At 45.7% G+C, this 15,342-nt stretch carries 12 protein-coding genes; 10 read left to right on the top strand and 2 right to left on the bottom strand.

The features are described 5' to 3' along the window. The first annotated feature begins 132 nt into the window (after positions 1-132). Entirely contained in the window at positions 133-1,101 is a 969-nt protein-coding gene (gene pta / locus FRZ06_13530; GenBank protein ID QOX64290.1) for a phosphate acetyltransferase, read from the top strand. Positions 1,102-1,303: 202 nt separating this feature from the next. On the opposite strand, the gene FRZ06_13525 is transcribed toward pta, so the two are convergent. Beyond that, positions 1,304-2,683 (bottom strand): TrpB-like pyridoxal phosphate-dependent enzyme, encoded by a 1,380-nt coding sequence (locus tag FRZ06_13525; GenBank protein QOX64289.1) that lies wholly within the window; start codon positions 2,681-2,683, stop codon positions 1,304-1,306. Positions 2,684-3,687: 1,004 nt separating this feature from the next. Here FRZ06_13525 and FRZ06_13520 point away from each other — a divergent pair. The 9 genes from FRZ06_13520 (at position 3,688) to FRZ06_13480 (ending at position 13,197) form a co-directional block, all read left to right on the top strand. Then, complete coding sequence (locus tag FRZ06_13520) at positions 3,688-4,521, top strand: TrmB family transcriptional regulator (protein QOX64288.1); 834 nt, start codon at positions 3,688-3,690, stop codon at positions 4,519-4,521. A 23-nt stretch (positions 4,522-4,544) separates the two neighbouring features. Beyond that, a complete protein-coding gene (locus FRZ06_13515; GenBank protein QOX64287.1) occupies positions 4,545-5,432 on the top strand; it encodes a TSUP family transporter in 888 nt (295 codons plus the stop codon). Further along, entirely contained in the window at positions 5,433-6,431 is a 999-nt protein-coding gene (locus FRZ06_13510) for an ornithine cyclodeaminase family protein (protein QOX64286.1), read from the top strand. It abuts the gene before it with no gap. An 837-nt stretch (positions 6,432-7,268) separates the two neighbouring features. Continuing rightward, positions 7,269-7,955, top strand: a complete 687-nt coding sequence (locus FRZ06_13505) for a response regulator transcription factor (protein QOX64285.1) — start codon at positions 7,269-7,271, stop codon at positions 7,953-7,955. Beyond that, positions 7,930-10,413 carry a HAMP domain-containing histidine kinase gene (locus FRZ06_13500; GenBank protein ID QOX64284.1) on the top strand — a complete coding sequence of 828 codons (2,484 nt, stop codon included), beginning with the start codon at positions 7,930-7,932 and terminating at the stop codon, positions 10,411-10,413. The genes FRZ06_13505 and FRZ06_13500 overlap by 26 nt, the downstream gene beginning before the upstream one ends. 145 nt (positions 10,414-10,558) lie before the next feature. Next, positions 10,559-10,717 (top strand): rubredoxin, encoded by a 159-nt coding sequence (locus tag FRZ06_13495; protein ID QOX64283.1) that lies wholly within the window; start codon positions 10,559-10,561, stop codon positions 10,715-10,717. Between the two features lie 60 nt (positions 10,718-10,777). After that, the gene (locus FRZ06_13490) at positions 10,778-11,230 is read left to right on the top strand and encodes a helix-turn-helix domain-containing protein (protein QOX64282.1); all 453 of its coding nucleotides are present in this window, start codon (positions 10,778-10,780) and stop codon (positions 11,228-11,230) included. An 89-nt stretch (positions 11,231-11,319) separates the two neighbouring features. Further along, the gene (locus FRZ06_13485; GenBank protein QOX64281.1) at positions 11,320-12,042 is read left to right on the top strand and encodes an alpha/beta fold hydrolase; all 723 of its coding nucleotides are present in this window, start codon (positions 11,320-11,322) and stop codon (positions 12,040-12,042) included. A gap of 120 nt (positions 12,043-12,162) precedes the next feature. Further along, on the top strand, positions 12,163-13,197 hold the full coding sequence (locus FRZ06_13480; GenBank protein QOX64280.1) for a galactose mutarotase: 1,035 nt from the start codon (positions 12,163-12,165) through the stop codon (positions 13,195-13,197). Positions 13,198-13,258: 61 nt separating this feature from the next. Here the strand turns inward: FRZ06_13480 and FRZ06_13475 are convergent, their stop codons facing one another. Beyond that, entirely contained in the window at positions 13,259-15,244 is a 1,986-nt protein-coding gene (locus FRZ06_13475; GenBank protein QOX64279.1) for an NAD(+) synthase, read from the bottom strand. Between the last annotated feature and the right edge of the window lie 98 nt (positions 15,245-15,342).

Genomic DNA, 15,342 nt, shown 5'->3' with positions numbered 1-15,342 from the left:
ATGTTGTGATATACTAAGCTGGAGAACAGTTTTCAATTTAATCTACGTTTCATGCTGTCTTCAAATTAAAACATAGATCTATTTTGAAAACAGGATAAGACAGAAAGAAGACTTCCCAAGGAGGACAAGGCAATGTTTAAAACAATGATCGAAAATTTAAAAAAGGAACAGAAGAAGCTGGTTTTTACAGAAGGGTCTGATCCCAGAATTCTGGAAGCGGCAAGTCGTTTAAAGCAGGAGGGTATTCTTGAACCGGTACTGCTTGGAAATCTCGAAGAGATCAAGCAGGCTGCACAGAAATATGGATTTTCCATTGAAGGGATTGAGCTGATAGACCCGCTCAATTATGAAGAAATGGATGCAATGGTAGATGAAATGGTTATACTTCGCAAAGGCAAGATGGATGCAAATGCCTGCCGTGAGGCCCTGCAGAAAAGTAATTACTTCGGCACCATGCTGGTAAAGAGAGGGTATGCTTATGGTCTTTTGGGAGGAGCAACCTATTCAACAGCGGATACCGTCCGCCCAGCCTTGCAGATCGTTAAGACGAAACCTGGAAACAGCATTGTATCCAGTTGCTTTATCATGCAACGGGTGACGGAAAACGGAGAAGAACGGTATGCTATGGGTGACTGTGCCATTAACATCAACCCTAGTGCGGATGAGCTTGCAGAGATTGCAGTGGAAAGCGCCAAGACTGCAAGAGTTTTCTCCATTGATCCGAAGGTGGCCATGCTGTCCTACAGCACATACGGCTCCGGGAAAGGGGCAGATGTAGACATCGTTCGCGAAGCGGTCGAAAAGATAAAGACGATGGATGTGGATTTCCCAGTGGACGGAGAGCTTCAATTCGATGCTGCCTTTGCTCCGGAAGTGGCAAAGACGAAAGCTCCTGACTCCCTTGTCGCAGGAAAGGCCAACACCTTTATCTTCCCGGATATCAATTCCGGAAATATCGGCTATAAGATTGCTCAACGCCTCGGCGGCTTTGACGCATATGGACCGATTCTCCAGGGGCTCAACGCTCCCATCAATGACCTGTCCAGAGGTTGTAACGCGGAAGAGGTCTATAAAATGGCCATCATTACCGCGTCAATGTAATCATAGCGGAAGAGATTGCTTCGATAAAATACTCATAACGAGAGAACCGCTGAAATAAGAATCATAATGTAAAGCCGGGATTCATGGGGCATTGAAGTTTGCAAAATTGCGTTCAACTTCAGCCATTTGAATTCCGGCTTTTTTGCACAAATTCCACTGGATCGGTGCATCTGTAGCATTTGAGCTTACTGTTTATTGTTTCTTATTCCTGAATGCCCGGAATCTTTGGCAGGGTAGCCAGGGAGCGTTCCAAATCTGCGTCTGTGGGGATATAGTCATTCATGGTGCCTTCATTGTAGGAAGTGTATGCAGTCATATCAAAATATCCTGTCCCAGTCAGCCCAAAGAGGATCGTCTTTGCTTCTCCCGACTCCTTGCATTTCAGTGCCTCGTCGATTGCGCCCCGGATTGCGTGGGAGGACTCTGGTGCCGGTAGGATCGTCTCCAGCTTAGCGAATTGAACTGCAGCTTCGAATACTTTTGTCTGTTCTACAGCAACCGCTTCCATGTATCCATCATGATACAGCTTGGAGAGAATCGGCGACATTCCGTGATATCTCAGGCCGCCTGCATGGTTGGCCGAGGGCTTGAAGTCACTGCCTAAGGTATACATCTTGGCCATGGGTGTGATTCTTCCTGTGTCGCAGAAGTCGTAAGCGTAGGTACCTCTTGTAAAGGAAGGGCAGGATGCAGGTTCAACAGCAACGATCCTCGGATTTGCTTTTCCGGTCAGCTTATCCTGCATAAAGGGTGCGATAAGTCCTCCGAGATTGGAGCCGCCGCCTGCACAGCCCACGATGATATCGGGATATTCCCCCAGTATCTCCATCGCCGCTTTCGTCTCAAGTCCAATGATCGATTGGTGCAGCAGCACTTGATTCAGAACGGAGCCCAGAACATAGCGATAGTTTGGTGAGGTCACTGCTTTTTCTACCGCCTCAGAGATGGCGCAGCCAAGGCTGCCTCCGGTGGTGGGATCATTTTTCAGAATCTCACGGCCGATGTTGGTGGTCTCGCTGGGACTTGCAATAACTGAGCTTCCGAAGGTTTCCATGACAGCCTTACGGAAGGGCTTCTGTTCGTAGGATACCTTAACCATGAACACGGTAAGGGGAAGACCAAAATATGCACAGGCCTCGGACAGGGCGGTGCCCCATTGCCCAGCTCCGGTTTCAGTAGTGAGCCCAGCAAGTCCCTGCTCTTTTGCATAATATGCCTGAGCAATGGCGGAATTCAGCTTATGGCTTCCACTTGTGTTGTTGCCTTCAAACTTGAAATAGATTTTTGCCGGAGTGTCCAGCGCTTTTTCAAGATTATATGCTCTGATCAATGGGGAAGGACGATAGATTTTATACATCTCAAGAACTTCCTCGGGAATATCAAAATACCGAGTCTCAGCATCCATTTCCTGCTGTGCCAGCTTCTCACAGAATACGGGATATAGATCTTCCACCTGTGCAGGCTTCATCGTACCGGGATTGATGATAGGATCCGGTTGATCTTTCATATCAGCTCTCAAATTATACCATTGCGTAGGCATCTGCTCTTCGGTTAAATACAGTCTGTGGGGAATCTTACTCATTGTTTTTCTCCTTTCATACTATCCGCTGCGAGGGGATGTGGCTCTAAGAGCTTTCACATCGGCCTTGACAGTGATGCTGTTCATAAATCTTTCCATTTTACAAGATTTTAGTCCGTTGTTTTGGAGATGAGGCGAGTCCTGGCACTCTTTTGTGTTCAGAACCGTAGGCTCCGGACAATAAAAAAAGCCTCCGTCTCAGATTTCTCTGGGACAAAAGCTAAACTTCTGCGGTACCACCCCGATTGGCGCAAGCGCCCACTCATTCCATGTACTTCATACATGCTCCCTTGGTAACGGGTGGAGGTCCCGTCAGGCACTACTCTTGCTTGTTAATTTTGCGCTATGCTGCGTTGCCAACTCGCTTGCTCTTGCTTACGTATGTCGGAAAATTATCTGCGCAAATCTTGCTAATTTCGTCCTGCCCTCATAAGTCCATTCAGTCTAGTTTCCCCTGTCGCTATTCCACCGCCAGCGACTCTCTGTGAAAGGAAGGTCTACACCTACTCTTCTTACTCAACGGTTTGCACGGGAATTCCCCAGCTTGAGCCTGAATGGAATTGCTCCGTTTTACTATTTTCTGTAGTATATGCCGAAAAAATTTAAGTGTCAAGATAATTTTTATTGGATATGATTTTGCTTCGATTGCTAATAGGATTAAATAATTAACAAAGTTTCACAAGAAATAGAACTGATTGCATTTTATTCAACATTCTATCTGTATCTAATGGGATAAAACTGACTCGATAAAATAAAATATAGAAAAAATATTGACAAACTAATAACGAAGTATATAATAGTTACCGAGGGTAGCTAATAACAAAAAGTACTCCCTAAATACTGATCTTTTAAAATCAAAAAAGAATGAAACAAGAAATTTCCTGATACTTGAGGACCCGCGAGCCGTATCGATATGACGAGCAGAAGCTCCACTTCGTAACGTTGAGACGCGCAGAAGTAAGAAAATTTTCTGGAGTCGAAAATTTTCCGCGAATGCGTTATAATTAATGCGAAGGGAGGTGAGAATTATGGAACGGATTATACAGGTACTGCGGCGTTTCAATTATACGGAAACAGAAGCGAAGGTCTACATGGCTCTTTTACAGAACGGAATTCAGACGGGATATGAGGTAAGCAAAACCTCTGGGGTACCCCGCAGTAAGGTTTACAACGCGCTTGAAATGCTTGTAAGCCGCGGTGTGGTCGTAACCACAACCGGAAATAAAACTGTTTTGTACCGTGCAGAGTCCATCGACAGGCTGAGCAGTTTGATTCAAGCTTCCGTGGATGAAGGAATTCAGGAACTCCAGCAGGAAGCAGAAAAATACACCCATGCAGTGGATGATGAGCAAATTTGGAAGATGACGGGATATCAATGCATACTTGATAAGTGTAAGGAAATGATTCGCGCATCGGAAAAAAATCTAATGATCCAGATCTGGCAGGAGGAATTGACCGAGGAGGTTGAAAAACTGCTGTTGGAGAAGGAACATAAAGAGAATATAAGGCTGCTGGTGATTTTATATGACAGAAAAGAGCAGTATCATACCAAGTTGAAACATGTTTACAAGCACGGGTTCGAAGAGGACAAGCTGCAGGAAACAGGGTGCCGGTGGCTGACGGTAGTGACAGATGAGATGGAAATGCTACATGCTTCCATACGAAATTCCGCTGTGGCGGATGCGGCATATACGAAAAATGCCAGTATGGTTTTCTTTGCAAAGGAGTATGTGCAGCATGATGCTTATGCCATTCGCATGATCGATCTCTTCGGCGAGCAGATGCGTGAACGTTTTGGCGAGGATATGGAGGGTGTCCGAGATGTGTTTGCTATTCATTAAAGGAAACATATGGAGGTTTTACCATGGTCGTAAAAATCGTTCTGGCATTAATCGTTGTTGTAAACGGTGCCTTTGCAATCTCATTTATTCGTGACTTGATTGCGCACAAGGCAGAAACTTTTAAGGAAGCCGGCAATCCTATTGCACAGGCATTTTCTTCTTTCGTTATCTTTTTCTTTTCTACATTCGGAATTTCAGACTTTGCCATTTCTGCAAGCTTATACCCTAAGTTAAAATGGGTTGAGGATAAAAAACTGCCGGGTACAATGAATGCCCAGTGCGTTATCCCCGTTGCAGTAATGGCACTGGTCTATATTTCTGCAATTGATGTGGATCTTGTAACCCTGATCGTTGCGATTGTCGCGCAGATCGTCGGATCCTATTTAAGCCCCCGTTACGTTGTTAAACTGCCGGTAGATACCATCAAACGATTCGTGTCGGCTGGTCTTCTCATTGCTGCAATTCTCATTCTCGCAGGTAAATTTGGCGTGTATCCTTCCGGTGGAGAAGAAATTGGTCTTACAGGCGTAAAGCTTGTAGCACTGGGCGTACTCTCCTTTGCATTCGGTGCGCTGAATAATATCGGTATCGGCTCTTATGCCCTGACTATGGCTACCGTGTATGCACTTGGTTTGAGCCCTGCCATTGCGTTCCCCATTATGATGGGCGCCTGCACGTTCTCCGTTCCTGTTGGAAGTATGCAGTTTATCAAGCTTGACAGCTATTCCCGTAAAATTACAGCCTTTACCTCCACCTTCGGGGTGATTGGTGTTTTAATTGCGGCATATGCGGTCAAGAGCATGAATGTCTCCGCGTTACAGTGGGTAGTTGTTGTTGTGATCCTTTACAGCGCTTTTACGACATTCCTCAGTACGACAAAAAACAAAGCGAATGTAAAGGAGTCAAAATAAATGAAGATCATTGTGCTAAATCAAAGTGAAATCAACCGTATTTTCAGTATGGAAGAGGCTATCCAGGCAGATAAGGATGCATTAAAACTATATTCTCTTGGTAAGAGTAATGTTCCGCTGAGATATAATCTTGACGTTCCGCAGCATGAAGGACAGAGCTTATATATGCCGGGCTACGTCGCAGATGCCAATGCTCTTGGAATTAAAATCGTATCCGTGTTCCCTAAGAATATTGAAAAGGGATTGACCAGTGTTCCTGCTACAATGGTTCTCGTGAATTCGGAAACAGGAGAGGTCTGCAGCCTTATTGACGGTACATACCTTACCCGCCTTAGAACAGGAGCGGTATCGGGTGCGGCAACAGATATCCTGGCAAAGAAGGACAGCAAGGTTTTTGCGCTCTTTGGTACAGGCGGCCAGGCTGAGTCCCAGCTGGAGGCGGTGCTTACTGTTCGGCCGGTGGAGCTTGTAAAAGTATATGATATCAGCCCGGAACGTGCCAAGGACTTTGCAGAGCGCATGACAGTGCTGTTCGGTGAGAAGTTCAGCGTAACAATTACAGCCGCAGCCTCCGCTGAAGAGGCGGTAGCGGATGCCGATATCATTACCTGTGTTACGACCTCATCAAAACCCGTTTTTGATGGCAGACTGGCGAAAAAGGGCTGTCATATTAACGGCGTAGGGTCCTATACTCCGGCAATGAATGAAATAGATGAATACCTTATTACCCATGCGGATAAAGTATATGTGGACACGAGAAACGGCGTTCTCAATGAATCGGGAGACCTTATCGTACCGATTCAAAATGGAACCTTCCGAGCGGAACAAATCACCGGTGAACTTGGAGAAGTCATTGCCCAAAAGGTCGAGGGGCGTCTGAATGATGATGAAATCACCGTGTTTAAGACAACGGGAACCGCTGTTATGGATGTGGTAACAGGACAGCGGATTTATGAAGCTGCTCTGGAAAAAGGTGCAGGGAGCATCATCGAATTTTAATAATAGAATTATAGTTAAGGTGCGCGGCATAAGATGGTCTGCGGCAGCTTTGACAGATAACCGGCGGGAATCTCGATTTAAGATTTCTGCCGGTTGTTGTTTTTTTGAAATCAATTTATTACTAGTACACCGTCTCTAAATTAACTGGATGTTAAACTTGTCTGGATTCCCATATCTGATATCTAAAAAGCCTCAGCGTCTTAAAATGTCTGGCAATTGAAACGCTGCACGGGGAATAGTATAATGGAATGGTTAATTCAGAAAATAAAATAAGAAAAATCATGATATAAAAGTATATGCATTAGCAAAACAGCAACAAAGTTAGTAACATTTACCATAAGTTAATAAATTCGTAAGAATTCAGTCGACTATTTATTAAGAATTTCCCGATATCATTTTTTATATAGCAGGAAATATCGTTTCCTACTATATAAAAAATGGGGAGTGCAGAGGGGGCACCCCTCGCCGATAAAGAAGGGTGCTCAGGCTGCTCGCAACGTTCCATAAATGGAACTCCTACGCAAGCAAGCTTGCTACGCTGTCCGTTTTGCCTAGCCAAGCAAGCTTGGGGCAAAAAGGCAACCGCCGCCTTTTTTCCGCAGCTTCAGCTGAAATGGAAAAACGGACAGCAGGGAGCGAAGCGAGTCGGAGGCCGAAGGCCGTTGAAGGGAACCATAGGGTTCCCTAGCGGAAGTGGCGAAGCCACCTTTTTTATAGCGGGGCAAAACGACCTCGGCCATGAAAGGAAAGGGGGTATTGGAGTTAAGCTGCTTGCGTCACTTGCTGTTGCAGTGCGCAGAGTAATAGAATGAATTCGGGTTGGAGGGAGCAGTGAGGATGAATATTTTAATTTGCGATGATGACAGAGAGATTGTGGGAGCCATTGAGGTCTATCTGAGAAACGAGGGGTTTAACGTTTTTAAGGCTTATGATGGAATTGAGGCGCTGGAAATCGTCCGCAAAGAGGAGCTTCATCTGGTCTTGATGGATATTATGATGCCCAGAATGGATGGCATGAGAACAACCATGAAGATCAGAGAAGAAAAAAATATCCCAATCATTATGCTTTCTGCGAAGTCTGAGGATTACGACAAGGTGACCGGACTGAATTTGGGAGCGGATGATTACATTACAAAACCATTTAATCCGCTTGAGCTGATTGCGCGGGTAAAATCTCAGCTCAGACGGTATGTCAGTCTTGGAAGTCTGGAAAAGAAAACAGGGGTGTTTAAATCAGGGGGGCTAGCAGTGGATGACGAGGCGAAGACCGTCGCAGTAGACGGGGAACAGGTGCCAGTCACACCCATTGAGTACGGAATTTTAAAATTATTGACAGAAAATGCAGGCAAAGTGTTTTCCATGGAGCGGATCTATGAAGTGGTTTGGAATGAACCATCCTTTCATCCGGAAAATACGGTGGCAGTGCATATCAGGAGAATTCGGGAGAAGATTGAAATCAACCCGAAGGAGCCGAGATATTTAAAGGTGGTGTGGGGAATTGGATATAAAATTGAAAAACTTTAGTACCGGAAAGACGATGAAACGGATCGCATTTTTCCTCTGCGTCCTGTTTTTTTTGGGGTCGCTGACAGGCTTTGCATATATTTACAGAGCAGTGGATCATACCGATTACGGAAGCGGGATCGACGATGTGCTTTTATACTCTAGTTATGAAAAGAGTGCGGCGTTTCATAGAAATTTTGATGAGAAGACCAATCGCATCCTCTATATCCTGAGTGAATACAAAGGAGAGGATTATATTAATAGCGGCGGTACCATCACGCAGGAGCGACTGGATGATGCCATGCAGTCACTTTTTTATGAGGGAGCTTATCATCAATCAACCTATTATAACGGTTCGAGAGAGACAACCACAATAACGATAGATGGTTCTGTTGTGGGGTCGAACTTTGCGGATCGGTATGGAGACTACTATGCTCCCGGTGTGAAAGAAAGATTTCAGAGGGATTATCCGGATAAAGTCGGAGAAGTCAAGCAGGTGCTAATTCAGGAGGATCTACAGGCCTATTACATGGAACGACGGGATCTGGACAACATACAGGGATTTACTTATTTTGCAACGGACGGACAGAACGAGATTACAAATCTACCGGGTAGAAAACCGTCGGTTAGCATCGTCGCTTCAGAAAAAAAACTGAGCGTACCCACAAGGGAAGTGGAGACTGAAAACGAACCAGCCGATGTTCAAGAAGCGGCGGCAGGAGAAGCATCTGCAACCAATCCCATTCAAAATGCAGATTGGCTTAGAGTAACAGACAGCTCGCAAAATCAAGGGGAAGACGGGCAAAAAGGCTTGAAAGAATCCGATCTGGTGAAATTTACCGATCAATCAGCATACATGATTTATCGGGAGGGCAGCGTCATGAAAAATCCGCCCGCACCCGAAGGATTCAATGGTTCCTTGAAGAATTTTGACAAGGAATTGGAAAAGCAACTGGATCGGTATTACAATGACGAACTTCAGGTCTGCATTGCGTACGACGAGAGTTTTCTCGCGGCAAAGTCGGCAGAGTTTACCGAAGCGAAAGCGGAAATCCTGCAGTGGGTTCCCATGACCCTTTTGTGTATGCTCGCTTCCTTGATCCTGCTCATCTATCTGCTGATCTTCACCGGAGAACGGGATGAGGAGGGCAATCTGCGGCTTAGCCGGATCGACAGGATCTTTACAGAGCTTCAAATGATTGCAATCGGAATCCTCTTCTTTGGAGGTGGGGCAATATTCTTTGGGCTGCTGATGAATACGGTCAACTACGGTGTGGCTTACAACGATATGAGGTATTTTTACAGTGGGCCTTTATATCTGAATACGCTTCTGGCTGTCGTAGTAGGATTTGTTTCTGCCAGCCTTGGATTGTGCTTTATTCTATCCGTTGTGAGAAATGTGAAGACTGGCAGATTCCTAAACAATTCGATCATTTGGATCGCGGCTTTAGCGCTGTGGAAAGGGCTGAAAGCGATTTATGCGGGGAGCAGTCTGATGCGAAAGGTCGTTTTGATTACCCTTGCAGTATGCCTGGTTTCGGCAACGGTAATTGGTGCACCTCTTGTGGCTGCATTGATTCTGGTCTTTGCACCCAAATGGGTCAAGAAGTTTGAAGCGGTGAAAAACGGCGTTCGTGAAGTGAAAAACGGCAATCTCTCCTATAAGATTCCTGCCCAAGGAGATACTGTTTTGGATGATCTGGCTAGAGATATCAATGAAATCTCCAGAGCATCGGAAGTTGCGATCCAAAATGAGCTTAAGAATCAGAGGCTGAAAACGGATTTGATTTCCAATGTATCCCATGACTTAAAGACCCCGCTGACGTCAATCATCACCTATATTGATCTTCTGAAAAAAGAGGGTTTTGACCACCCGGATGCAGACAAATACCTGGATGTCTTGGATCAAAAGAGTATGCGGCTGAAAAAGCTGACAGAAGATCTCTTTGAAGCAGCAAAAGCATCCAGTGGCGCAATACCGGTCCGTTTTGAGAAAGTTGACCTGCTTTCTCTGATCAATCAAGGTCTGGGTGAGATGGGAGATCGGATCGAAGCGTCGGGGCTGGAATTTCGAATCAACGCCGCCGATGAAAGGTATTACGTCAGAGCAGACGGGCAGCTTCTCTGGAGAGTGTTAGAAAATCTCCTTGGCAATGTGCTCAAATACGCGCAGAAAGGTTCCAGGGTTTATCTGGATCTTATGGTGAGGGAAGGCGGAAGAGGACAGAACCCTGCAACGATTCTGGAGATGAAAAATATTTCCAAGGAGGAGCTGAATATCGATGCTGACGAATTAATGGAACGCTTCAAACGTGGAGATGAATCCCGCGCAACAGAGGGGAGCGGGCTGGGTCTTGCCATTGCCAAGGATCTTGTACGCCTTCAAAACGGGCGATTTGACATCAAGATCGACGGTGATTTGTTCAAAGCCGTTGTGATGCTGGAACCATGGACATCGGAAATGACTGAAGAGTTGTAATATTTTCCTTTTAAGATCTGAATAAAGTGGTATAATATCTTTGTATCGCGTTGTTGCCGGGTCCAGCGAAAATTTGCTGACATTCTTGACAACGATGCAGAAACATAGGAAAAACCATTTTTCAAAAACGGAAAGGAGATTAACCATGGCACAATATGAATGCAAGCTCTGCGGATACATTTACGATGAGGAAGCTGGCTGTGATGAACAGGGCGTAGCTCCCGGAACAAAATGGACTGATGTACCGGACGACTTTGAGTGTCCGTTATGCGGCGCAGGTAAAGATGATTTTGAATTAAAATAACAGTTAGAAGATCACCCTGTCAGAAGCAGGGTGATTCTTTGTACAGAATGGGATGCTGCGATGAATCGAAATGAGTTTATTAAAAAGGCTGATGACAAGCTGAAGCTAGTACGAACTGAGTATGGATATAATCAGGAAAAAATGGCGGATATTCTGGGATTGTCAAAGAAAACACTCGTGCAAATCGAAAAGGGGCGGTCCTCACTAGGGTGGACCGGTGCGGTTGCACTGTGTACGATCTTTCGAAGAAGCGAGGTTCTGGCGGGAACCCTAGGCGGCGAAGCCACCGATATCATCCTTGCACTGGCATTTGAAGATTTGGAACCGGACTATCCCAAAACGCTTGGAGGGAAGATCTGGTGGAAGACCCTTGAGGAATCGGATGCTTTCAAACTTCAGCAGAATATTATCTCACAGCACTATAGAATTCTGGATCAAAATGATAGAAGAATCTGCGCATCCTTTGATCGCGAGATGCTCAATGGCAGATTGGAGAAGCTAAGGCAGCGATAGAACTGGAAATAAAAAGTTTGACAAATATCTCCCCTTTGGTGTAAAATTACACCAAAGGGGAGATATTTGTTGAAGGATCGATGAAATAAATGAAGAATCAGGGGGATCATATGATGGGGGAAGAATTAATGGAACGTTCGGCAAAGGATACAGGCATTCTTATCTTTCATGGATTTGGGGGAGAAACTGAGGATGTAAGATTGCTGGCAGAGTCTCTTGCCGCATGCGGCTATACCGTTGAGGCTCCGCTGCTTCCGGGGCACGGAACTACAAGGAGAGACCTTGCTGATACGACGTATTTTGATTGGATTACATCAGCGGAACAGGCTTATATCAGGATTTCGGCTAAATCAAACCGGATTATTGCGGTAGGATTCTCCATGGGAGGGTTGCTCACTGCAAATCTTTGGAATTATGGTTTTGCCGGGATCATAACAGTGAATACGCCGGTGTATTATTGGAATCTGAAAAATATCATCAAGAATCTCCTGTCTGACTTTCGTGGATATCTTGGTAAATATTTGAATGCGGCAAACTGCAGTCCGATTGCTTCTCTTGTGGAATTCCAGAAATTATTGTTCCTTACAAAGCCGATGTTTGCGAATATAACCAGTAGGGCGCTAATTATTCAGGCCATGGACGATGATACCGTCCATCATAGAAGTGCCGATTACATCTACGGGAAATTGTGCGGAGAAAAATCTTTGTATCGCGTGGCTGATGGCGGTCATATGCTGTTTCGCAGTCAGAGAGGTCCAGAGATCTGCGGCGTGATTGAAAGCTTCGTTCAAAAAATTCATACACAAAAGTAAGCAGGAGCAAAATTATCTGTGGCGGATAAAGAGGTGGTGTGTTAGTATGAAGTCAGACACCCGAGGGGGTCTTGCCACACCTTGGAATAAGCGAAAATTTACGACACAGGGGGAAATGATATGAATATACAAGCATGGGGAGAGGCAAAAGAACGGAATGTTTATTTAGTCAGTTTAGCAAAGGGAAAGTTAAAAGCAATGGTTACGAATTACGGAGCAGCACTTGTCAGTCTCCTGGTTCCTGACCGTAACGGTGAACCCGTTGATGTGGTTTTGGGGTTTGATTCTCTGGAAGAGTATTTGATGCAAAAGAGTTTTCTGGGAGTCGTTGTGGGACGCTGTGCCAATCGGATTCAAGGCTCCCGATTTGCTATCAACGGTAAGGAATATTTTGTAGAGCCCAACGAAGGCCAGAACCATCTGCACAGCGGCAGCAGCGGTTTTTCAAATGCAGTTTGGGATATCGTGGATCAGGGAGAGGATTTTGTTCTCCTGAAACATTTTAGTCCTGATGAAGAGGGTGGATATCCCGGTAATCTGGAGTGTACTGTGGAGTACCGATTGGGGGAAGATCGGCTGGACATTCGTTATCAGGGAATCAGCGATCAAGATACCATTTTGAATCTCACCAATCACAGCTATTTTAATCTGAATGGTCATGGCACCGGAACGATCGAAGATCATATCATTCAAATCGATGCGGATGAGTTTACCGAGATCGGTGAGGACTGCTGCAGTACAGGAAAAATCCTGCCTGTTGCGAATACACCGCTCGATCTTAGAAAGGCGCAGAGAGTCGGACACGAATTGGATTCCGATTACTATCAAATGCGGTACGGCTCAGGCTATGATTTTAATTATGTTCTCAACCATCGTGACGAACCGGATCGGCCGGTTGCAGATTTGTATTCGGAGCAAAGCGGAATCGGGATGCGGGTGATTACCGATCTGGAAGGAATGCATTTTTACTCAGGGAATCATCTGGAAGGAACGGCGCCGGGGAAGAACGGTGCGGTTTACGGAAAGAATGGCGGCCTTTGTTTTGAAACCCAGCACTTTCCCAATGCAGTTAACATTCCGCATTTCCCATCAATGATCATAAAAAAAGGGGAGAAAGTCATCAACCAAACCGTATTTAGTTTTTATACAAAGTAAAAATAAAAACAGTGCCGCCCATTATTGCAGGCTGCACTGTTTTTTATATGGTCGCGCTTTTCTACTCTTCCAGTTCCTTTAGCCACTGTGCAGGATCTGCATCGCTCGGCATTCTCCAGTCTCCTCTTGGGGAGAGACTGACGGAACCGACCTTTGGCCCGTCGGGAATGCAGCTTCTCTTGAACTGCTGAGAGAAGAATCTTCGGTAGAATGTAATGAGCCATTTCTTTATGAAATCTTCCGAATATTCACCCGCAAAAGCTGTTTTTGCTATATAAAGAAGCTTGCGTGGCTGCATGCCGAACCGTATCGTATAATACATGAAGAAATCGTGAAGGATATAGGGCCCCACGGTATCCTCAGTCTTTTGCGCAATTTTTCCCTCTGCATCGGGAGGAAGGAGCTCCGGCGAGATGGGCGTATCCATGATATCCTGCAGTGTCTGCTTGAGAAGCGCATTGTCTGAGCTGAAGTTTTTCTCTTCGCTGGGCCCGGAGAGTCGATAATCCATGACCCATTTGATGACAAACCGCACCAGTGTCTTTGGAACGCTGGTGTTAACTCCGTACATGGACATATGATCCCCATTATAAGTGCTCCAGCCTAAGGCCACTTCGGACAGGTCTCCAGTTCCGATGACCAGACCCCCCTCCTTGTTTGCGATATCCATGAGTATCTGCGTTCTCTCCCTTGCCTGAGAGTTCTCGTAAGTGATATCATGCTGATCGGGATCGTGTCCAATATCTTTAAAGTGCTGCAGTACTGCGTCCCGGATGGATATTTCTCGTTGATCAACACCCAGCAGCCGCATGATGGTCTGGGCATTGTTATAAGTTTTGTCAGTGGTTCCAAAGCCGGGCATGGTAACGGCGATGATATCACCGGGGTCCTTGCCGATAAGCTTAAATGTCTCTGCACAGACCAGCAGTGCAAGCGTGGAGTCGAGCCCTCCGGAGATCCCTACAACTGCCTTTTTGGAACGGGTATGCTCCATTCTTTTTGCCAGGCCGGAAGACTGGATGCTGAAAATTTCGTTGCACCTTTTGTCCACGGTGGCCGGGTCGGACGGTACAAAGGGATTCTTTTCGTAAGTACGCTTCAGTGTGTCGCTGCCGCTCTCCAAAACACGAACAGGATCCAAAGCAACCTTTGAGTATTCGATATTGGTACTGAAGGCAGCGGCCGAGCTTTCAAAGTTACGGCTGTGGGTTCGCTCAAATTTAATCCTATCGTAATCAATATCCCCGTAAAGAATGGAACTGTTCCGCTCAAATAAGGGACTTTCCGCAAGGTTCAAACCATTTTCCGATATGATTTTATGTCCGCTGTAAACAATGTCGGTGGTGGATTCGTGAACGCCGCTGGAGGTATAGACATAGCCACAGATACTCCTCGCGCTTTCCATATTCACCAGATTCTTTCTGTATTCAGACTTGGCAACCGTCTCGTCGCTGGACGAGGGATTGAGCAGAATATGAGCGCCGCGCAGTGCGAGATAGGAGCCTGGCGGTACGGGAACCCAAAGATCCTCACAGACTTCGATTCCAAGTTTGAGGTCAATTGATTCATCTTCGAAAATAAGATGTCCGAAGGGAACGTCATAGCCGAAAAGACGGACAGAATTGACATGATTGGCTTTTGTCAGACCCGGAGAAAACCATCTTGCCTCATAAAATTCCTTATAGTTGGGAAGGAACATCTTTGGGACAATTCCTCTTACTTTACCTCCCTGAATGAGAGCGGCGCAGTTAAAGAGACTGTTATCAATTCTCAGATAAAAACCCAGTACTACTACGGAGGCGATTTTGCCTGTGACCTCTGCTATTTGCCTCAATCCTTCCAGATTCTTATTATAAAGTAAGTCCTGATAAAACAAATCGCCGCAGGTATATGCCGAAAGGCAAAGCTCGGGGAAAAGGATGATGCCGGCTCCGTTGCTGTTTGCTTCGTACATGCACCTTATGATTTCCTCCGTATTGAATTCCGGATTGGCCACTTTCAGTACTGGCGTTACGGCAGCTGCCCGCACGAGTCCAAGATTTTTCATAGTTTTCCTCCCTAATGGCACGTCATGCCATGAATTATTATTTCAATCTTTCGATGTTTCTATGCTGATTATATGGAGATGGATTTGTACCCTGCATC

This window comes from Clostridiales bacterium (assembly GCA_015243575.1).
GTDB classification, from domain to species: Bacteria; Bacillota; Clostridia; order Peptostreptococcales; family Anaerovoracaceae; genus Anoxybacterium; species Anoxybacterium hadale.
This window is presented reverse-complemented; position numbering and strand designations above follow the sequence as displayed.